Origin of the sequence: Paenibacillus physcomitrellae (assembly GCF_002240225.1) — a bacterium.
GTDB classification, from domain to species: Bacteria; Bacillota; Bacilli; order Paenibacillales; family Paenibacillaceae; genus Fontibacillus; species Fontibacillus physcomitrellae.
In genome coordinates this window covers 3,105,223-3,124,575 of the sequence record NZ_CP022584.1, presented here as the reverse complement: position 1 = coordinate 3,124,575, position 19,353 = coordinate 3,105,223, and the positions used below count along the sequence as shown (strand labels likewise).

The window sequence follows — 19,353 nt, the reverse complement described above, 5'->3', positions numbered from 1 at the left end:
CATCTTATTTAAACATTTGCGTGAATTTTTCAGTAATGTCTGCGCCGTTTTTGTTCATATAGTCCCAATCGACCTTGAATTGAGGAATTTCATCCAGATTGGCGCGGTTGTCCGCTTTAATGTCTGTACGTCCTGGCAGCAGATAAGCGTCGGTGACCATCTTTTGCGCTTCGTCGGACAGCAGATAGTCGATAAACGCTTTGGCGTTGGCTTCGTGCTGAGTTGATTTCAGGATGGCTGCCGGACGAGGGCTAATTACCGTTCCGTCTTTCGGATAAACGATATCGACCGGTTCGCCTTTAGCTTTGGAAGAGTAAGTCATATAGTCAACGGCAGCGGCTACGACACCTTTAGCTCCTGTAATTACCGGATCCAAAGCTTCTTGGTTGGCGCCGGCCATGGCTACGCCATTTTTCTTGAAGTTCTCGAACAAAGACCAGCCGCTGTCTCCTTTAACGCTCAGGTAACCGGTCATAAAGTCGAGTGCGGAACCGGACAGCGAAGGATCGGGAATGTTGACCTGGTCTTTAAATTCGGGTTTCGTAAGATCCTCCCAGGAGGTTGGCGGCGTCTTCACCAGCTTGGTATTATAAGCAATCCCAAGTGCCGACGCGCTTGTGCTGAAATAGTTGCCATCCGCATCCGACCAATCCGGGTTCAGCTTATCTGCATTGACAGCTTCCGGGTAAGGCAGCGTTAATCCTTCGTCTTTCAGGCCTTGAGCGGAAGGAAGCGAAGCCAGAATAACAACGTCGGCAACCGGATTGGATTTCTCGGCTTCCATACGGGCCAGAATTTTACCGGTGGTTCCCTGGAACATTTCCACTTTGACACCCGTTTTCGCTTCGTAGCCTTCGATCAGTTTGGTAGCCAAACCTTCCGGACCTGCGCTGTATACGGTAAGTTTCTTGTCCGTGGATGCTGCTGTCGTATTGCTGCTGCTATCCGTATCCGTTGAAGCCGAAGCGGAGGCCGCCGCTGTGTTCGAAGAGGCGTTATTGCCTCCGTTTGAAGCTGCCGCCGCGTTAGCTGCTGCATTAGATCCCGCGTTGTTTCCGCAGCCCGCCAAAGCCATCCCGAAGGTCAGCGCAAGTGCCAGTGCGGCACCTTTTCCCCATTTGAATGTAGTTCTGGTTTGTGTCGTATTCAACATCGTTTCATTCCCCCTAAGTTTACTTCAGAATCCCGGCTGTGCCGGCGATTTCTGGTCCTTGCGATTCCCCAATTCCAGCTGGTCAAGCAAAACCGATGATGCGGCTCTCCGGGAGATAAACGGTCAGGCGGCTGCCTTCGGTAACCCGGCTATGATGGTAAGCGGTCCATACCTCCTGCTTCCCTGCTGCCCGGATATGCAGTTCATACCGGTCTCCCATATAACTTACATGCAGCACTTCCACCTCAAAAATCTTATAAGACTCGCCCTCAATCGGCTCTAACCCGAGATGCTCCGGCCTGAACATACCCGCAGCAGGCTCACTTGCAGCAGGCTCGGCAGCGGCAGCGACCTCCTCCGAGCCTGGCGGCAAGCCGGCCCTGTCTGCGCTCCCCGCGCTCTCCCGGTCCAGCCAGTTAGACTTGCCGATGAAACGGGCCACAAATGGGTCAACCGGCCGGCCGTAAACCGCCTCCGGCGTTCCGGACTGCAGAATATGCCCTCCCTGCATCACTACGATCTCATCGGACATGGACATCGCTTCAATCTGGTCATGCGTGACGTACAAAGCGGTAAGCCCCATATCCCGCACCAGCGAGATCATTTCGACGCGCATTTCTTCGCGCAGCACGGCATCCAGCGCACTCAGCGGCTCATCGAACAACACGAGGCGTGGTTTAACCGCAGCCGCCCGGGCAAAAGCAACCCGCTGCTGCTGTCCGCCGGACAGCTGGTGCGGATAACGATGCTCCATACCGCCGAGCTTGACCTTCTCCAGCGCCTCCATGACCGTTTCGCGGAGCTCCTTGGTCCTGCGGCTTGTCCGCAGGCCGAAGGCGACATTTTCAAATACAGTCATATGCGGCCAAAGCGCAAAGTCCTGGAACACCATGCCAAATCCGCGCTTATGCGGCGGCGTTTCCTTTAATCCGGGTCCGGCAAACAGCACCTCGTCACCGAAGGAGATGGCGCCTTGATCCGGTGTTTCCAGACCGGCGATCATCCGCAGCAGCGTCGTTTTGCCGCAGCCGGACGGGCCGAGCAGCGTTGTGAATTTGCCTTGTTTGACTGTCAGATCGGTGGGATGCAGCGCCGTAATGCCGCCGAATGATTTTCCCAGCCCCCTTATATATAAATCCATGACATTACCTTCCTTGCTTCAGTTAACTGGTAAACAGCGTGCTGCTTACAATTACTAGTCTACTGGGCGAATTCAAACCCTGTGTTATTACAAAGTTAAAGCAAAATTAATTGTTTCAATGAATTGTTTTAATATTCATAGATTTAATCTATATATAGGGATGTTTTTTAGCGTCCAGAAGGGACATGAGGAGAATCTATGGGAATGATGAATTTGAATCTATTAAAGCTCCGTATCGTAGAGCTGCTGGAGAAACACAACAAAATCACCACAGTTGCTGAAATTCTGGAGCTCAAACAGCCGACCGTTACTTTTCACATGAAAAACATGGAGCGGGATTTCGGCGTCAAGCTGTTCGATACCCGTATGGGCAAAATCATATTGACCGACGCAGGTTACGCCCTGCACCATTATGCCGTAAAGATCGGCGCTCTGGCCGCTGAGGCCCAGCGGGCGGTGACGGAATTTGATGCCCTCCGCAGCGGAAGCCTGCGTATCGGGGCCAGCTATGTGCCGGCTACTTACCTGCTGCCCGAGGTGCTGCACCGTTTCTCCAAAGAATATCCGGGCATCCATGTCTCCTTATCGGTGAAGACAGCTCCGGTTATCCGCGACATGCTGGAGAAACACAGCATCGACCTGGGCATCATCTCAAGTGAATCTTTTATATCGCCCGAGCTGCAAACGGAGACGATTTGCGAGGACGACCTTGTTCTGATCTTCTCTCCTGATCACATCTTGGCCGCTGATCCGGAGCCTACCGCCGAGCAGATTGCTTCTTCATCTTTTGTCCTTCATGGCACAGAATCCAGCACCCGCCGCCTGACGGAGAAATGGCTGGAAAGCAATCGCCGCCGCCTTCCCTCTTATCTGGAGTTCGATTCGCTGGAAGCGATCAAACAAGCCATTATCCTGGGTGAACATGTCTCCTTTGTTTCCCGTATGGCCGTCGAGGCTGAAGTGAAGCAGGGACTGCTGCAAATGAGAAGCATCCCCGGGAAGCAATTTAAACGCCATATTTATATGGTCACGAATAAGAATCGTCACCGGTCTGCTCTTCTGAGCAAGTTTACTGAACATTTCATAACATGCTTGAAGCCTGTCCAACAATAAATCTTGGGGAACCTCAAGAATTTATTTGATTTTTTTACCAGCCGGCAGAGCAGCTTTGACATCCCTTTGATACACCCCCTTTAAAGTGGACCTGTAAGGAATCCAAACCATTTTGAAGGAGTGAAGAAATGAATTTTCAAGTCAAAATCGCCAAATCCGTTACAGCTCTGTCCTTAGCTGCTGCTGTTCTGCTGACAGGGTGGAGTGGAACGCCAAATGTGAAGGCTGCCTCCAATGCTGTCCCTTCTTATGAAGTGAAGTTCCTGCTGGACGCCAGCAAGGTGTTAAACAGCAACGGCTTGCTGCAAAGCTCCGTCACGAGCGCATTTGATGTTGATGACCCTGCTGAGAAACAATTGGTCGAATATTTTGATACGGATGCGCTGGATCTGAATGAATCGGGCTGGAATGTACGGTTCCGTAAGAAGGAAGACAAGAAGAAATACGAATTAACCTATAAAAAGCGTTTCTCCATTACCAACGGGGACATCGATGCCGCCCTTACAGCCGCCAACAAAGCCGGCTTTGACTCCTCGGATGATAACTACGAGGCGGAGATCGACTGGGGTTATAGCAAGCAGACGCTGAGCTTCTCCAACGATAAAGAAGAATCGGCCTCCAAAGGGCTTAGCGTTCCTTCGGAAAGCAAAGCGCTGGACATTCTGGTAGACAACATTCCGGGCAAGCTGGAAGACACCAATTCTAAGGGCTGGGGCAAAGACACGCTTAAAGATTCCCGCGCTCATGGTCCAGTAACCGTTGATAAATACGAAGGCGAGTTCAACGGCCTTGAAACGGATATCGAAGTCATGCCGGTCAAAACGGCAGACGGAAAAGGCATGGAGAGCGTGATCGAAATCTCGTTCAAAACAGACAGCTACAGCGAAGCTTCCTCTAACCGCGCCGAGCTGATGAGCCTGTTGGACAGCAAAGGCTGGCTGGTGCATGCTGACTCGCTCAAAACCAATCTGGTTCTGGAGCGTTACTAATCTGAAGAACGAGGCAAGATGAGGTCCGGGAAGGATAGCCGGCAAACAAATAGAGACCTGTTCCAAGTGGAACGGGTCTCTTTGCTTTTTTTAGAGGAAGCCGTTACGCCATAAGGTCCCCAATGCTGTGCCTTACTTAAATAAAACCGCCGTTCACGCGCAGCGTTTGCCCGGTCACCCACTGCGATTTCTCGCTGACCAGGAACTCAATCACATTAGCAATATCCTCTGGCTCGCCGAGCCGGCCGAAGGCGTTCATTTTCTTCATGCCTTCAATCTGCTGTTCCGTTTTGCCGACGTTAAACAGTTCGGTATTGACTGGACCAGGAGCCACTGCGTTGATCGTAATTTGTTTAGGGCCGAATTCCTTGGCCAGCTGGCGTGTGAACTGCTCTACCGCTCCCTTGGTGCCAGCGTAAACACTGTACCCTGGGAACATTTGACCGACTACCGATGTGGAAATATTAATAATGCGGCCGTAATCGGACATGTATTTCATCGCTTGCTGAATTGCAAAATAAGTGCCTTTCACATTCACGTTAAACTGTTTGTCAAAGTCCTCCTCCGTCATTTCCGCAAGCGGCTTTGTAATCATCAGTCCGGCGTTATTGACCAGAATATCCACTTTCCCGTAGGCCTGGATCGTCTCCTTGAACAGCTGCTCCACTTCGCCCAGGCTCGCAAGATTCGCTTGAATAGCCACAGCTTCTCCGCCCTGCCCTTTAATCATGCCAACTGCTTCTTCTGCTTTCTCCGGGCTGCTGGAGTAGTTAATCACGACCTTCGCGCCTAAACCTGCCAGCTGCTCTGCAATCTGACGTCCGATCCCTCTCGATGATCCTGTAATAATAGCTACTTTGTCCTTTAGAGTTGTCATTTTGATCTTCCTTTCTTCTCCTGCGGGAGTACTGGAGTGTTCCCTGTTGGATTATTTATCACACAAGTTTGAGTGCCTTTCCTTACCTTATTATGGTTTTAATATAGCACATCAATAATCAAATGACAATAATTATATTTTGTTATTTGATTGGATACATACAGATACGGCTACCTATTCAGCTCATGAGAAACAAAATGCAGATAAAACAAACACAAAAAGACCCTCTACGTTCATCACGTAGAAGGTCTCGTTTCACTCGCTTAAGCGAGTCTAATGTAAAAAGAAAATATGGCGGAAAGAGAGGGATTCGAACCCTCGCACGCCTTGCGACGCCTAACTGATTTCGAGTCAGTCCCCTTATAACCGCTTGGGTACCTTTCCGCAGCATATATGATTGTATCATGATTCTAAACAGCTTGCAATACTGCCAATTGAAAATATGGACAAATCCCCTGGCCGGTTACTCGCCGGTCTCTTTGTTATCCTCCAACGGAGGATTAGCAGGCTCTGCCGGACGGATCACCTTTTTCATATTTTTCTCAAACTTGGCTCTGGGAATCAGCACGCTGTGCTTACAGCCTACACATTTAATACGGATATCCATGCCCATCCGGATGATCTCCATTTCATTGCTCCCGCAGGGATGGTTTTTCTTCATTTGTACGATGTCGCCAAGCTGAAAGGATTTCCGTTCCATACATGCTCCCCCTCTATTTATATCTTTGCTGCCCGGCTCGCCTGATCAAGTCATCCGATCAAGCCGTCTGCTCGAGGCTGATTAAGCTCCTCCCCCGGCCTGTTCCCGGGCCGCCATTCTCGCTTCCTCCTGCTCAAGAGCGGCTTTGGCATATGCCTTGATCTGACGCTCCAAATCTGCACGGACCCCCGGCTGGCATTCAGCCGAGATCCGGACCACATATTCGCTGGTCGTCAAGGATTGAATGCCAACTACGTGCGGAATCTCGGTCAGCAGCGAGTTATCTTCCTTAAGCTGGGCCATGGCGTCCTTCAGTAAGCCCAGCGCCTCATCCAGCTTCCTGGTATTGCTGAAAGGCAGATCCACCAAGGCTAACGAGTTGTTGATGGAATAATTGGTCACCGTGGTGATCATCCCGTTCGGGATAATTTGAACCTCCCCGGTCCAACTAATCAGACGGGTCGAGCGTAGTCCGATCATTTCAACCGTCCCTTTGACTCCGGCAATCTGGACCACATCTCCAACGGCAAACTGGTCTTCAAAGATCACAAAAAAACCTGTAATGACGTCCTTCACCAGACTCTGTGCGCCAAAGCCGATCGCAAGTCCTACTACGCCAGCTCCGGCAATCAGAGGGCCGAGATTAACACCTATCTCCCCTAATATAAGCATAATCATGATGAAATTGCTAACGATCGTCGTTACATTCTTCAGAAGCTCTCCTACCGTTACTAATCTGCGCGGGTTGACGGACAATCGGCTTTTCTCTCTCCGATCCAAGGACTTATCTATAATTTTATAGATAAGCCGGACAAATAAACGGGTGATCACCAGAATAATCGCAATCCGGATACCTGAGAACAATAGACTCTCCCACATCGCCGTATCGGTTATTTTATCCCAGACCTTATCCCTCCAGGATGTGGCCGCTTCGATTACTTCTTGTGCATCATTGACCTCTCCTACCAGGAATCGGTTCATCTGATCAAACCTCCTCAAGTTTTATTGCTTGATAAACCTCGTCCTCGAGTTTGTAGATCCCCCTGATTTCTACTTTCTCCTGCCGAACCATATGGACTACCCGTTCCAGTAACTCGGATGGAAATTGAATGGACAGCGCACAGCCGGCCGTTATTGATTTGGGTGTCGGAAATAAATCGAATTCAAGCTCCATATATTCCATCAGCGTTTCGGAACGAAGTGCCTGCTGTGTGGAATCAAATGCCATGACCAGCCAATCCTCCATGTAGATCCTCCTAAATCCGTTCGTGATTGAAGTATAAAAATCTCCCGATTTCCATATACTGACTACTACAACGTTGTCCACATTTCTATTACCCGCTAACCGTTTGGCCTGATTGTTTTCGCTTTTGCATTTGTTTGGCTTTGCTTTAGTTTCTGCTTTTGTTTTTGCTCTTGTTTCCCATTTACCACTTGCCGCTTGTCTCTTTTGCTGCTTTCACTGCTCTGATTTTAGTTGTTCATTATGTTCACCAGTTCAGCACTCTGAACGCTTGTGTTCTTTAATCGGCGCTGGATCTTCTTTCTATGCTGCTAGTTTATTTTAAGAACTTCAGAACATTCTTGCAAATCCTGCCGCACGGCTGCTGAATACACCCTACTATCCTATCTAAAAATAAGGAGAGAAGCCTTTATGTCTCAATTGGAATCCATTACCGGCTTACAAGGAACTCCATACCTAAAAATCCCCCATACGGAACCGGGAGTTCACTCTGCTCTTATTCATCGCCTTCTGCTCCATTTCAAGCAAATGGCTTACCATCGCCCGATTGTGATCGTCTGTATCGGAACAGACCGGTCTACCGGTGATTGTCTGGGCCCTTTGGTAGGCTCTGCCCTTTCCAAGCTTGATGCAACTTTATTCCACTTGTACGGAACTTTGGAACAGCCGGTTCATGCCATGAATCTCCAAGAAACATTAAATCTCATTAACCAAACCTATGAAGATCCATTCATCATCGGAATCGATGCCTGTCTGGGTCAGTCTTCAAGCGTCGGCTGCATCCAAATTGTCGAGGGGCCTCTTCGCCCTGGAGCTGGCGTAAATAAAGAATTACCGCCGGTTGGCGATATCCATTTAACGGGCATCGTCAATGTCGGCGGCTTTATGGAATACTTTGTTCTTCAAAATACAAGACTTAGCCTCGTCATGCGTCTGTCTGATATTATCGCAACCAGCCTCTACTCGGCCATTAAGGAATGGCGCCGCGCCGGCTTTAGCCCTCTTGCCCAGCCAGAATAATGGCTTCCCGCTCTTCCGGTGACAACGAATAAGTCGATTCACCCTGTTTGAGCGGTTTGGCATATACATAGGAGCCCTCGCGGTTAAACAACCCTGTCAGCACTACCCCATCCTTCATTTCATTGATGATTGCAATGGAGAAGCTCAGGTCGCTCCCGGTTTCGGCATAAGCGTTGTAACGCTTTATGCCTATTTTTGCTTTCTGTTTCGGAATGATCGCTTCAAGCTGCTGCAGTTGCCGCTGCTGTTTCTCATGCTCATCCTCAACCTCATCCAGCTGTACCTTCAGGTTCACGAGCAAAGATTCTAAATCTTCAACCCCGGTCCCCTTCATCATCATCTCATACTTCCTGCGCATCTTTCTGAGCTTTGCCCCTTGGACAAAATTCCAGATGAGCAGCCATAATACCAATACGGCCAGTCCTCCAATCAGGACAAACAGCTGATCCGAAATGAGATCGTTCAATTCCTGCATGTGAATGTTCTTCTCCTTTTAAATGCCGATGTTCATGTCATGATGACGGTAATTCTTTATTCGTTATATCGAATTCAACCTTTTGAAAGCTCTGCAACCGCCCGGATCAACGTTTCAACCTCGTACTCTTGAGTGGTATACCCAACGCTGACCCTTACCGCTCCAGTCTCTGTTGTCTGGGCTTGTGCATGACCAAGCGGTGTGCAGTGATAACCGGCCCGAACCGCAATCCCATATTTCCGATCCAGATGAAAAGCCGTTTGCGCTGGGTCCTGATTCTCCAGGATAAAGGAAACGATCCCGGTCCGTGGTTCACCCAAGGCTGGACCTATCAGCTTTACCCCGCTTAAGTTCTGTAAATTCTCTACAATCGTTTGGGTCAGCGACCATTCATGCTTGTAAATTTGTTCCACACCTATGCGCAGCACTTCTTCTGCTCCCGCTGCCAGACCGGAAATTCCTGGAATATTAGGTGTGCCGGCTTCATATCGATCAGGCCGAATATCAGGCTGTTCAGGTTCGGCAGATTGACTTCCTGTCCCCCCATGCATTTGAGGCTCCAAATTTATATCAGGATGAATATAAAGTCCGCCGGTGCCTTGAGGTCCGAGCAGCCCTTTATGTCCGGGAAAAGCCAGCATGTCAATTCCCATCCGCTCTACATCAACCGGCAGGTTGCCGACAGTCTGAGCCCCGTCCACAAGCATCACCGCACCATGTTCATGTGCCAAACGAGCAAGCTCTTCTACAGGCAAAATGCAGCCGAGTAAATTGGAACTATGGGTAGCAATAACCAGCTTAGTATTTGTACGGAACAGTTTTTTCACTGCTTCCAAATTTATCTGACCGGACAAATCTACAGGTACATAATTCACTTCGATCCCTTGCGTCCGTTTCAGAAACTCCAACGGCCGCCTTACGGAATTATGCTCCAGCATCGTACTAATGACGTGATCCCCGGGTTGAAGCAGACCTTTGATAGCCAGATTCAGAGCCATTGTAGCATTTTGAGCAAAAGCAACATCATTCGGATTTCCAAATCCTAGAAGTTTGGACAAGGTTGATCTGGCCTTGTTCATCGTCCTTCCGGCCTGCAATGACATGCCGTGAGTGCCGCGTCCCGGACTTCCAGCCATAAAAGTCACGGACTCCGTCATGGCGTTGATCACGGCTTCGGGTTTAGGCCATGAGGTTGCCGCATGATCCAAATATATCCTTTTGTTCGGTTCCAGATCTAGTCCCTCCCTGCTCTCGCCTCTTTGTTTTCTTCTGCTTTCCAGCTTTTAACAAAGAAGACACATCCATCTTGGAATCAAGACAGATATGTCATCATCGACTTATTGAAGCAAATCGAGTAAACGCTGCAGATCCTGCTGACTGTAATAATTGATTTCAATTTTGCCTTTTTCTTTATTGGATTTAATTTTTACAGTAGTCTTATAGCGATCTCGAAGAACTTCCTCGACCTCTTCAATGTAAGGGTCGCGTTTCTTCTGAACAAGTTTCGGTTTCTCTTTCCCCTTCCGGTCCAGCTGCTGTACCGCATCTTCCAGTTGACGAACGCTCCATTCGCCTTCGATGCACTGCTCGGCTAACTGCTTGATCACTACCGGATTTTTTAATCCAACAAGTGCTCTTGCATGTCCCATCGATAATGTTCCACGTGAAACACAATCTTTAACCTCTTCAGGCAAGGACAACAAGCGTAGGAAATTCGCAATATGCGATCTGGACTTTCCGACCTTCATGGATAATTCTTCCTGTGTAAGTTGGAACTGATCCATCAGGCCCTGATAAGCTACCGCAACCTCCATCGCATTCAGATTCTCCCGTTGGAGATTCTCGATGAGGGCAATTTCCATAACCTGCTGATCAGTGAAATTACGGATAACGGCAGGGATGGTTTCTTTTCCACAATATTGTGAAGCACGGAAACGGCGTTCCCCTGCAATGATCTCATAACCTTTAAGAACACTTCTGACAATGATCGGCTGAATGACACCATGTTGACGGATCGATTCGGCCAGTTCTTTAATGGCTTCTTCATCAAACGATTTTCTTGGCTGATAAGGATTTGCGCGAAGCTGCTTTAAGGAAATTTCCACCACTTTATCGTCTTCATTAACGGATAGCGAAGGAATTAGAGCGTCAAGTCCTTTACCAAGGCGTTTACTCATAAGAGACCACTTCCTTTGCTAACTCTAAATAAACTTCGGCTCCTTTAGAACGCGGATCATAAGTCATAATCGATTGTCCATGCGAAGGCGCCTCACTTAAGCGAACATTCCGCGGAATAACCGTTTTATAAACCTTTTGTTGGAAGTATTTCTTCACTTCTTCAATAACCTGAATGCCCAGATTCGTACGTGCGTCAAACATCGTTAACAAGACGCCTTCGATCTCCAGCGAAGTGTTCAAATGTTTCTGCACCAAACGAACTGTATTGAGCAGCTGGCTGAGTCCTTCCAGCGCGTAGAACTCACATTGAATCGGGATGAGAACAGAATCGGCTGCTGTCAGTGAATTCAGCGTTAAGATCCCCAAAGATGGAGGGCAGTCGATCAGAATGTAATCATAGTCATTTTTCACAAGCTGCAAAGCTTTCTTTAAACGAACCTCACGGGAAATCGTAGGCACCAACTCAATTTCAGCACCTGCCAACTGAATGGTCGCCGCGATAACATCCAAGCCCTCAATTTGAGTAGGCGTGATCGCTTCTCTTGGATGAACTTCGTTAATCAGCACATCATAAATACAATTGGGAACATCTGCCTTATTAATGCCTACACCGCTTGTAGTATTCCCCTGCGGATCGATATCGACCAACAGCACCTTTTTACCGATTAAAGCAAGACCAGCACCTAAGTTGACGGAAGTTGTTGTTTTCCCTACCCCGCCCTTCTGATTTGCTATGGCAATAGTTTTAGACAACCTGTTCACCTCAATATTCTTAAGAAATCTTCTTGTAGACCGGGAGTTGATCATGGGCTGCTGTTTAACTACAAAAAGACGCAAAAAGCGGCCTCCTCTGCCGCTCCTGGATCACCATTCCATGCTGCTTAGCGTTTTGGAATTTGTATCACGATCTCATAATGATCTTCATGATCGGTTTCCGAGGTTTTAATCTCAAGACCGGAGTCATTGACCATATCGATGGATTGACGAATCGTATTCAAGGCCAAACGGACATCTTTGGTAAAAGAGATCCGTTTCTTCTTTTTAGTTTTCGCAACTTCTTTATAGAAAGCAATCCTCGCTTCGGTTTGTTTCACATTCAGTTCCTTCGTGATGATCTCTTCCAGAACCTTTTGCTGCAGTTCTTCCGTGTCCAAGGACAATAACGCGCGTGCATGACGTTCCGTGATCTTCCGTTCCATCAAGGCGTTCTTTACGATTTCCGGAAGCTGAAGCAGGCGAATTTTATTCGCAATGGTGGATTGGCTTTTCCCCAATCGTTGGGCCAAACTTTCCTGCGTCAATTGATGCAGGTCAATTAAATTTTGATAAGCGACAGCTTCTTCAATGGAAGTAAGTCCTTCCCTTTGCAGGTTCTCAATTAACGCAATGGAAGCAGCCTGCGAATCATTAAAATCACGAATGATCGCCGGGATCGTCTCCAAACCTAACTTCTTGACTGCTCTCCAACGGCGCTCGCCGGCTATAATCTCATACGCATTGTTGCGAAGGCGGACCACAATAGGTTGAATGACTCCATGAGTTTTGATCGTCTGGCACAATTCCTCGATCTTCTCATCGTCAAAAATAGTACGTGGCTGATAAGGGCTTCCGACAATCTCATCAACCGGAATTTGCTTAACCTCATCCCCAGCGCTTCGCTCAGTCAAACCAAACAATTTAGAAAATTGTTCTTTCATTCCGCAGATTACCACCTAGTTTCATAGTTTCATAAAGGTTGTCCTTTATGATTTCCCTAAAACACCATTACGACGTATGTCGGGACATCAATGAGACCCGTTCTTTTCTTCATATGTAAAAAAGCATCTCACTTAAAAAGACGCAAGAAGAGTGGTTACGGGATAAATCTATTCTACCACTTTTTCCTCTATAATCCTATTCTATTCCATCACGTATTTTGAATTTTACATTCCCGATGTTTCACGTGGAACAAAAGGAAATAATCCCACATAGTGGATTTAACTAGGTGCTTGTTAGAGGCGAAGCCTTGTACACTGATGGGTCCCTTCCATCCCCTGAACTTCTATCTTATTTTCTGGGTTCATGAACTCCTGGCTCCTGCGTCACGACTCTCGACCCTACAGAAGAAGTTTTTTCTTTCCCCTCTCCTCTTTCAAAACATAATCTGAATACACAAACCGTGTACTTAAGAAGCCTCAGGTCATGACAGCCCATATGTAGACCAGGTGACCAGGTAAAGACCATGCCTATGTACAGCTCGTGTTAGCTCATGGACATTATCACATAAATTCACCAACCACTACCTATTTATGGATCAAAAAAAGGGCACCCGAAGGCACCCCTTGCTTACTTTTTGTTTCATCAGCAGCACCGCCGAACGGGCGGATTTTGCGCTTTTCTTGTTGCTACACGAGAAAACTCATTACACAAGCGGCGATTTAAGCGGAGTCCCCGCTTTGCGCGGATATTTTCCCGGCGTAGCCTGCACTTTATTCACCAGGATAATATGTCTGCTCGAATCAGACACAGGCAGCTCAAATTGGAAGGATTGCTTAACCTTTCCTTTTAGTTCCTTAAAGCTGCGAGCCGCTTCCTTCACCTCTTCGCTTGGATCAGTTCCTTTCATCGCCGCGAACATGCCGCCAACCTTGGCGAAAGGCAGGCAAAATTCATTCAACACAGCCATCCGCGCCACCGCACGAGCGGTAACCAAATCATAGCTGTCCCGGAAGCCGGACTGACGGGCAATATCTTCAGCGCGGCCATGCACCAGCTTCACCTGTTCCAGCTTCAGTTCATCGGCTACATGCTGCAGGAACGTAATTCTTTTGTTCAAAGAATCGACGATCGTCAGCTGCAAATGAGGGAAAGCAAGCTTCAGCGGAAGCCCGGGAAAGCCGGCCCCCGACCCAATATCGGCCAGAGACCCGACCTTGTTCATATCTACATAGAATGCCAGCGATAACGAATCGTAAAAATGCTTGATATACACTTCTTCACGTTCCGTGATCCCGGTTAAATTCATTTTCTCGTTCCAACTGACCAGCTCACGGTAATAACCTTCGAACTGTTCCAGCTGTACTTCGTTCAGCGTAATGCCCTTCTCTTCAAGCAGGGCGGTGAACTGAGCTTGGACTTGATCCATCTCCAGCCTTTACCCCTCTCTCGATGCAGTCGATGCGGTTACACGGTTGAAATGCTCCAAATATACGAGCAGAATCGAAATATCCGCAGGTGTCACACCGGAAATCCGAGAAGCCTGACCGATTGAAATCGGACGGATTTTGGCAAGCTTCTGCCGGGCCTCGATCGCCAGACCTTGAATATCCTCATATTCGATTTGCTCCGGAATTTTTTTCTTCTCCATCTTCTGCAGACGTTCCACGTGAACAAGCTGCTTCTCGATGTATCCGGCATATTTCACTTGGATCTCCACCTGCTCCATCATATCCTCATCCAGTTCTACTTCAGACGGGTTAAGGGAATCAATCATGTCATAAGTGACTTCAGGACGACGTAAAATCGTCAGCAGATTGCTTCCATCCTGAATCGGCGCAGACTCGATACTTTCCAGCAGCGGGTTAACCTCGGAAGGTTTCACTTTAGTGGCACGAAGACGTTCAATTTCGGCTTCCACTTTCGCTTTTTTATCCAAAAATTGGTTATAACGTTCTTCGGAGATCAATCCGATCTCATGACCGATAGGCGTCAAACGCAGGTCCGCATTGTCATGACGAAGCAGCAAACGGTATTCCGCACGTGAAGTCAGCAAACGATAAGGCTCATTCGTACCTTTTGTCACCAAATCATCGATCAGAACGCCAATATATCCTTCAGAACGGTTCAATACGACCGGATCTTTGCCCTGCACTTTACGAGCCGCGTTAATGCCGGCCATAATGCCTTGACCCGCCGCTTCCTCATAACCGGAGGTTCCGTTGATTTGTCCAGCCGTGAACAAGCCTGGCATCTGCTTCGTTTCCAGGGATGGCCACAATTGCGTGGGCACCATCGCATCATATTCAATAGCGTAGCCAGTACGCATCATTTCTACATTTTGCAGGCCTGGAATCGAACGGAGAATACGCAGCTGTACATCCTCTGGCATACTTGTTGACAAGCCTTGTACGTAATACTCCGACGTATTTTTGCCTTCCGGCTCCAGAAAAATCTGATGTTTCGGTTTGTCGCTGAACCGCACAATTTTATCTTCGATGGATGGGCAGTAACGCGGACCCGTTCCTTCAATAACACCAGAGAACATAGGGGCACGATGCAGATTCTCATTGATAATTTCATGCGTTTCGATCGACGTGTAGGTCAGCCAGCATGGAAGCTGCTCATTGTCTGAGCCTTTTGTTTCATAGGAAAAGAATTTCGGCTTCTCATCCCCAGGCTGAATTTCCGTTTGGGTAAAATCAATCGTATCCTTGTGGACACGCGGCGGCGTACCCGTTTTAAAGCGAACCAGATCAAAACCAAGCTCCTTCAAATGGAGGGCAAGGCCGACCGACGGCTGCTGGTTGTTCGGGCCGCTTTCATACATCAGTTCGCCCATAATGATTTTGCCGCGCAGGTAAGTGCCTGTAGTCAAAACCACCGACTTGGCATGGTACTCGGCGCCTGTCTTCGTAATAACGCCGACACACTCGCCGTTCTCTACGATCAGCTTCTCGACCATCCCCTGACGCATCGTCAGGTTAGGCTCCTTCTCCATCGTTTCCTTCATCGTTTGCTGGTACAGGAACTTATCGGCTTGCGCACGCAAAGCATGTACGGCCGGTCCTTTTCCCGTATTCAGCATCCGCATTTGAATAAACGTTTTATCGATATTGCGTCCCATTTCCCCGCCCAGCGCGTCAATTTCACGCACGACATGACCTTTAGCCGGTCCGCCGATCGACGGGTTGCAGGGCATAAACGCAATCATGTCCAGGTTAATCGTGACCATCAGCGTGCTGCAGCCCATACGTGCCGCGGCAAGCGCTGCTTCCACACCGGCATGGCCGGCGCCTACAACAATGACGTCGTAGTTTCCTGCTGTGTAGCCCATAACTGTACCTCCTCTAATTTTCGTTATCCAACATCTATAAAGACAGAAGACTCTCTCCTGCATGCTTGCTAAAAAGATTGCCCGGCAGCCAGCGCATTAGCTGTCCTGTTCAGACAAGACGTTTAAAATTTTTACGACTCTACCATGATACCATGAAGAACCGTCCGGTAAACGTATTTCCTGCAATTTTCAGTTATTTTCCGAGGCAAAATTGCGAGAAGATTTGATCCAGCAGCGCATCCGGCGCCGAATCGCCGATCACTTCGCCCAGCTGCTCCCAGGCCAGCCGTACATCAATCTGCATAATGTCGATCGGGATCCCGCTGTCCGAGGCCTCATAAGCGTCGCGCAGCGACTGTTTGGCCTTCTTGAGCAGGGCAATATGCCGCACGTTGCTGACATAAGTCAAATCCCCGGACTCCAGCTTCCCGCCGAAAAACAACTCGCTGATCGCGTCTTCAAGCCGCTCCAGCCCATCCCGTGTCTTCACGGACAACTCCACGATCTGTCCCTCTTCAAAAAATTCGCGCAGCTTGCTGCGATCCAGCTGCTGCGGCAGATCCGTCTTGTTAATCAGGACAAGCACCTGACGCTGACGGATTCCTTCTATTAAAGCAAGCTCATCCTCATGCAGCGGCTCCGCGCCGTTCAGCACAAGCAGAATCAGATCCGCTTCTTCTACCGCTGCCTTGGAGCGCTCCACGCCGATCTTCTCAACCACGTCCAGCGTTTCGCGAATGCCTGCCGTATCGAGCAGCTTCAGCGGAATATTGTTGATCGTCACAAATTCCTCAATCACATCCCGGGTTGTTCCCGGGATATCGGTGACGATCGCTTTATTTTCACGGGTCAAGGCGTTCATCAAAGACGATTTGCCGACATTCGGACGGCCGACAATCGCCGTGGTGATTCCCTCCCGCAAAATCTTCCCTTCATTCGCCGTCTTCAGCAGGCGGTCGATCTGCGCGATGACTTTATTGCAGCGCTCTTTAATAAACTCGCTGGTCATCGACTCCACATCATGTTCCGGATAATCGATGTTTACCTCAATATGGGCCAGCGTTTCCACTAGCGTATACCGCATGTCTTTTATTTCCCGGGAAAGGTGTCCCTCTACCTGCTTCAAAGCCATGGAGAAAGCGCGATCCGACTTGGAGCGGATCAGGTCAATAACCGCCTCAGCCTGGGACAAGTCGATCCGCCCGTTCAAGAAAGCCCGTTTGGTGAACTCGCCTGGCTCAGCTAACCGGATCCCTGGCTGCTGGAGCAGCAAGTCCATAACCCGCTTCACAGAAATTACCCCGCCGTGCGTACTGATCTCCACAACGTCTTCCATCGTGAAGGAACGCGGCGCCCGCATCACCGTTACTAGCACTTCTTCCGTTTTCTCGCCTGTTTGGGGATCTATAATAAAACCGTAATGAACCGTATGCGTTTCAGCTTCCGTTAATTTAACCCGGGAGCGCAGCAGCCCGGCAACCTCCGGGATTGCATCAGGTCCACTGACCCGGATAACTGCAATGCCGCCTTCGCCTACCGCGGTAGAAATTGCGGCGATTGTATCACTCAACATGTTGCAAATGCCCCCTTTTCTTCTGGATGTCCAGGAAACAAGCTATTGGTGTTCCCTCCACAGGAACGTAAAATGCCCCCACAAAGCCAGCCTCCGTGAGGCTTATATTCCAAGACTTTGCGGGGACCCTGAAAGGATCACTTCAGCTATGAAGATTAAAAAACAATGACGTTAGCCGGAGCCTCACGTCATTGGGATTAAAACGGTCTATTTACTTATTTATATCTGGGTGTTATGACGACCCGGCGATTCGGTTCATCGCCTTTGCTAAGCGTCTTTACTTCAGGATGATTCTGCAGCTTGGCATGAATGGCTTTCCTTTCCTGGGAAGGCATCGGCTCAAGCACCACTTCCTTGCCTGTCCGCACCACCCGCTCAGCCAAGCGTTCAGCGAGTTCCTCCAACGTCTTCTTGCGGCGCTGGCGGAAATTCTCGGCATCAACAATAAGACGTACAAAATTAGTAGAATAGCGGTTAGCTACAATATTAGCTAGGTACTGCAGCGCGTCGAGCGTCTGCCCTCTGCGCCCGATCAGCAAACCGAGATTGCTGCCCGATACGGCCAGAAGCATCCCGTCACGATGTTTCTTAATTTCAACTTCAAGCTCAAGGCCCATGCTTTCGCCAACTTCACGCAGAAATGACGCCGCCGCCTCGTAAGGATCACGGTCCTGCTCCCCCGCCTGGACGGTTGATGTCTCAGGCGGCAGGGATTCAGACGGCAATTCCTCCTGCGGGGATTCTGATTCCGGACGTTCTTCGGTCAGCAGCGACACAGCCACCTTCGCGGGTTTGACCCCAATCAGACCCAGAAAACCTCTTGATGGCTGCTCCAATACAGTTACGGCAACTTGGTCCTCGGCCACGCCGAGCATGGCCAATCCTTGTTTCACAGCATCTTCAATGGTCTTTCCCGACGTCACGACCTTGTTCATTTCGACTTTTTAGCCTCCTTGGCGCTCCGGTTAGGAGTACCGGCTTTTAAGTTAGAGCCGCCTTTTTTGGAACTTCCCTTGGTTGGTGTTGAATCAGTCGAAACGGAAGCCACAGCAGCCGTTCCTGGTTTTTTCCGGTACAAGATATAGTTCTGAACGATCGTGTACAGGTTGCTGTAGAACCAGTACAAAGGCAAAGCGGATGGGAAGTTGTAAGCCATAAAGAAAATCAGAACCGGATAAATAAACATCATGAACTGCATAGGTCCCGCTATGCTGGACGGATTCATGCTGGACATCATTTTCGTTTGAATGAATGTCGTTGCTGCCGCCAGCAAAGGCAGAATAAAGAGATGATCCGGTTTACCCAGCTCCAGCCACAAGAAAGAGTGCTGGCTGATCGCCGAGTTATGAATAATCGAGTTATACAGCGCGATAAATACCGGCATTTGAATAATCAGCGGGAAACAACCCGCCATCGGGTTTACCTTGTGCTCCTGGAAGAGCTTCATCGTTTCCTGCTGCTGCTGCTGCGGATTATCCTTGTATTTCTCTTTAAGCTTGTTCAGTTCAGGCTGCAGCGCCTGCATCGCTTTGGAACTCTTAACCTGCTTAAGCGTAAGCGGCAGGATAATCGTCCGCACGATAATCACCATCACCAGGATGGCAAGACCATATTCGCCCCCAAACCAGTTGGCAAAACTATCCAAGGTGAGCGAGAACCAGTAGACTACATTTGCATTCCAGAAGTTACCGTTTCTCAGGTCTTCTGTTGTCGTTTGTGACGCAGCCGTATTCCCGCAGCCCGCGAGTACGGCAATCAATCCGATAGCCAGAATAAGCAGAATCCATCTGCTCTTTTTAGTCTTCAGTAAAGACACTTCATAACCCCTCTCTTAGCCACTTCCATCAAGTTAAATCATA

18 protein-coding genes, 1 tRNA gene and 1 pseudogene are annotated in these 19,353 nt (G+C 49.0%); 3 read left to right on the top strand and 17 right to left on the bottom strand.

Features of this window, described 5'->3' with window-relative positions; all coding sequences use genetic code 11:
• Positions 1-4: 4 nt before the first annotated feature.
• On the bottom strand, positions 5-1,153 hold the full coding sequence (locus CBE73_RS14200; protein ID WP_094094756.1) for an ABC transporter substrate-binding protein: 1,149 nt from the start codon (positions 1,151-1,153) through the stop codon (positions 5-7).
• 82 nt (positions 1,154-1,235) lie between these two features.
• On the bottom strand, positions 1,236-2,294 hold the full coding sequence (locus CBE73_RS14195; RefSeq protein WP_094094755.1) for an ABC transporter ATP-binding protein: 1,059 nt from the start codon (positions 2,292-2,294) through the stop codon (positions 1,236-1,238).
• Positions 2,295-2,501: 207 nt separating this feature from the next.
• On the opposite strand from CBE73_RS14195, the gene CBE73_RS14190 reads away from it, so the two are divergent.
• Positions 2,502-3,407, top strand: a complete 906-nt coding sequence (locus CBE73_RS14190) for a LysR substrate-binding domain-containing protein (RefSeq protein WP_094096322.1) — start codon at positions 2,502-2,504, stop codon at positions 3,405-3,407.
• Between the two features lie 128 nt (positions 3,408-3,535).
• Positions 3,536-4,396 carry a CYTH domain-containing protein gene (locus CBE73_RS14185; protein WP_094094754.1) on the top strand — a complete coding sequence of 287 codons (861 nt, stop codon included), beginning with the start codon at positions 3,536-3,538 and terminating at the stop codon, positions 4,394-4,396.
• A 136-nt stretch (positions 4,397-4,532) separates the two neighbouring features.
• On the opposite strand, the gene CBE73_RS14180 is transcribed toward CBE73_RS14185, so the two are convergent.
• The 5 genes from CBE73_RS14180 to CBE73_RS14160 all read right to left on the bottom strand — a co-directional run bounded on the left by CBE73_RS14180 (position 4,533) and on the right by CBE73_RS14160 (position 7,219).
• Complete coding sequence (locus tag CBE73_RS14180; RefSeq protein ID WP_094094753.1) at positions 4,533-5,273, bottom strand: SDR family oxidoreductase; 741 nt, start codon at positions 5,271-5,273, stop codon at positions 4,533-4,535.
• A gap of 292 nt (positions 5,274-5,565) precedes the next feature.
• Positions 5,566-5,657 (bottom strand) — tRNA-Ser (locus CBE73_RS14175).
• 79 nt (positions 5,658-5,736) lie between these two features.
• Positions 5,737-5,973, bottom strand: a complete 237-nt coding sequence (locus CBE73_RS14170) for a DUF951 domain-containing protein (RefSeq protein ID WP_094094752.1) — start codon at positions 5,971-5,973, stop codon at positions 5,737-5,739.
• Between the two features lie 81 nt (positions 5,974-6,054).
• Positions 6,055-6,954: a mechanosensitive ion channel family protein gene (locus CBE73_RS14165; RefSeq protein ID WP_094094751.1), complete on the bottom strand. Its 900-nt coding sequence runs from the start codon at positions 6,952-6,954 to the stop codon at positions 6,055-6,057.
• A gap of 4 nt (positions 6,955-6,958) precedes the next feature.
• Entirely contained in the window at positions 6,959-7,219 is a 261-nt protein-coding gene (locus CBE73_RS14160; protein ID WP_094094750.1) for a putative Se/S carrier protein, read from the bottom strand.
• 408 nt (positions 7,220-7,627) lie between these two features.
• On the opposite strand from CBE73_RS14160, the pseudogene yyaC reads away from it, so the two are divergent.
• Positions 7,628-8,113: pseudogene (gene yyaC / locus CBE73_RS14155) on the top strand (spore protease YyaC); the annotation flags it as partial.
• 97 nt (positions 8,114-8,210) lie between these two features.
• On the opposite strand, the gene CBE73_RS14150 reads toward yyaC, so the two are convergent.
• The 10 genes from CBE73_RS14150 to CBE73_RS14105 all read right to left on the bottom strand — a co-directional run bounded on the left by CBE73_RS14150 (position 8,211) and on the right by CBE73_RS14105 (position 19,310).
• Complete coding sequence (locus CBE73_RS14150; protein WP_094094748.1) at positions 8,211-8,711, bottom strand: DUF4446 family protein; 501 nt, start codon at positions 8,709-8,711, stop codon at positions 8,211-8,213.
• Positions 8,712-8,785: 74 nt separating this feature from the next.
• Positions 8,786-9,925, bottom strand: a complete 1,140-nt coding sequence (locus CBE73_RS14145; protein WP_373286395.1) for an aminotransferase class V-fold PLP-dependent enzyme — start codon at positions 9,923-9,925, stop codon at positions 8,786-8,788.
• 123 nt (positions 9,926-10,048) lie between these two features.
• Positions 10,049-10,888: a ParB/RepB/Spo0J family partition protein gene (locus tag CBE73_RS14140; RefSeq protein WP_094094746.1), complete on the bottom strand. Its 840-nt coding sequence runs from the start codon at positions 10,886-10,888 to the stop codon at positions 10,049-10,051.
• Positions 10,881-11,642: a ParA family protein gene (locus CBE73_RS14135; RefSeq protein WP_094096321.1), complete on the bottom strand. Its 762-nt coding sequence runs from the start codon at positions 11,640-11,642 to the stop codon at positions 10,881-10,883. Before CBE73_RS14135 ends, CBE73_RS14140 begins: the two co-directional genes overlap by 8 nt.
• Positions 11,643-11,770: 128 nt before the next feature.
• The gene (noc, locus tag CBE73_RS14130) at positions 11,771-12,586 is read right to left on the bottom strand and encodes a nucleoid occlusion protein (protein WP_094094745.1); all 816 of its coding nucleotides are present in this window, start codon (positions 12,584-12,586) and stop codon (positions 11,771-11,773) included.
• 704 nt (positions 12,587-13,290) lie between these two features.
• The gene (rsmG, locus tag CBE73_RS14125) at positions 13,291-14,013 is read right to left on the bottom strand and encodes a 16S rRNA (guanine(527)-N(7))-methyltransferase RsmG (protein WP_094094744.1); all 723 of its coding nucleotides are present in this window, start codon (positions 14,011-14,013) and stop codon (positions 13,291-13,293) included.
• A gap of 9 nt (positions 14,014-14,022) precedes the next feature.
• On the bottom strand, positions 14,023-15,921 hold the full coding sequence (mnmG, locus tag CBE73_RS14120; protein WP_094094743.1) for a tRNA uridine-5-carboxymethylaminomethyl(34) synthesis enzyme MnmG: 1,899 nt from the start codon (positions 15,919-15,921) through the stop codon (positions 14,023-14,025).
• 193 nt (positions 15,922-16,114) lie between these two features.
• Positions 16,115-17,494, bottom strand: coding sequence for a tRNA uridine-5-carboxymethylaminomethyl(34) synthesis GTPase MnmE (gene mnmE / locus CBE73_RS14115; RefSeq protein ID WP_094094742.1), 1,380 nt, complete (start codon positions 17,492-17,494; stop codon positions 16,115-16,117).
• Positions 17,495-17,709: 215 nt separating this feature from the next.
• Positions 17,710-18,429, bottom strand: a complete 720-nt coding sequence (gene jag, locus CBE73_RS14110) for an RNA-binding cell elongation regulator Jag/EloR (RefSeq protein WP_094094741.1) — start codon at positions 18,427-18,429, stop codon at positions 17,710-17,712.
• Positions 18,426-19,310: a YidC/Oxa1 family membrane protein insertase gene (locus tag CBE73_RS14105; RefSeq protein ID WP_094094740.1), complete on the bottom strand. Its 885-nt coding sequence runs from the start codon at positions 19,308-19,310 to the stop codon at positions 18,426-18,428. Before CBE73_RS14105 ends, jag begins: the two co-directional genes overlap by 4 nt.
• Between the last annotated feature and the right edge of the window lie 43 nt (positions 19,311-19,353).

Excerpts from the sequence above, each read along its gene's own strand:
- mnmE (WP_094094742.1), bottom strand. The coding sequence starts at position 17,494 with ATGTTGAGTGATACAATCGCCGCAATTTCTACCGCGGTAGGCGAAGGC.
- rsmG (WP_094094744.1), bottom strand. The coding sequence starts at position 14,013 with ATGGATCAAGTCCAAGCTCAGTTCACCGCCCTGCTTGAAGAGAAGGGC.
- CBE73_RS14195 (WP_094094755.1), bottom strand. The coding sequence starts at position 2,294 with ATGGATTTATATATAAGGGGGCTGGGAAAATCATTCGGCGGCATTACG.
- CBE73_RS14165 (WP_094094751.1), bottom strand. The coding sequence starts at position 6,954 with ATGAACCGATTCCTGGTAGGAGAGGTCAATGATGCACAAGAAGTAATC.
- CBE73_RS14185 (WP_094094754.1), top strand. The coding sequence starts at position 3,536 with ATGAATTTTCAAGTCAAAATCGCCAAATCCGTTACAGCTCTGTCCTTA.
- CBE73_RS14180 (WP_094094753.1), bottom strand. The coding sequence starts at position 5,273 with ATGACAACTCTAAAGGACAAAGTAGCTATTATTACAGGATCATCGAGA.
- CBE73_RS14150 (WP_094094748.1), bottom strand. The coding sequence starts at position 8,711 with ATGCAGGAATTGAACGATCTCATTTCGGATCAGCTGTTTGTCCTGATT.
- noc (WP_094094745.1), bottom strand. The coding sequence starts at position 12,586 with ATGAAAGAACAATTTTCTAAATTGTTTGGTTTGACTGAGCGAAGCGCT.
- mnmG (WP_094094743.1), bottom strand. The coding sequence starts at position 15,921 with ATGGGCTACACAGCAGGAAACTACGACGTCATTGTTGTAGGCGCCGGC.
- CBE73_RS14190 (WP_094096322.1), top strand. The coding sequence starts at position 2,502 with ATGAATTTGAATCTATTAAAGCTCCGTATCGTAGAGCTGCTGGAGAAA.
- jag (WP_094094741.1), bottom strand. The coding sequence starts at position 18,429 with ATGAACAAGGTCGTGACGTCGGGAAAGACCATTGAAGATGCTGTGAAA.
- CBE73_RS14140 (WP_094094746.1), bottom strand. The coding sequence starts at position 10,888 with ATGAGTAAACGCCTTGGTAAAGGACTTGACGCTCTAATTCCTTCGCTA.
- CBE73_RS14170 (WP_094094752.1), bottom strand. The coding sequence starts at position 5,973 with ATGGAACGGAAATCCTTTCAGCTTGGCGACATCGTACAAATGAAGAAA.
- CBE73_RS14160 (WP_094094750.1), bottom strand. The coding sequence starts at position 7,219 with ATGGAGGATTGGCTGGTCATGGCATTTGATTCCACACAGCAGGCACTT.
- CBE73_RS14200 (WP_094094756.1), bottom strand. The coding sequence starts at position 1,153 with ATGTTGAATACGACACAAACCAGAACTACATTCAAATGGGGAAAAGGT.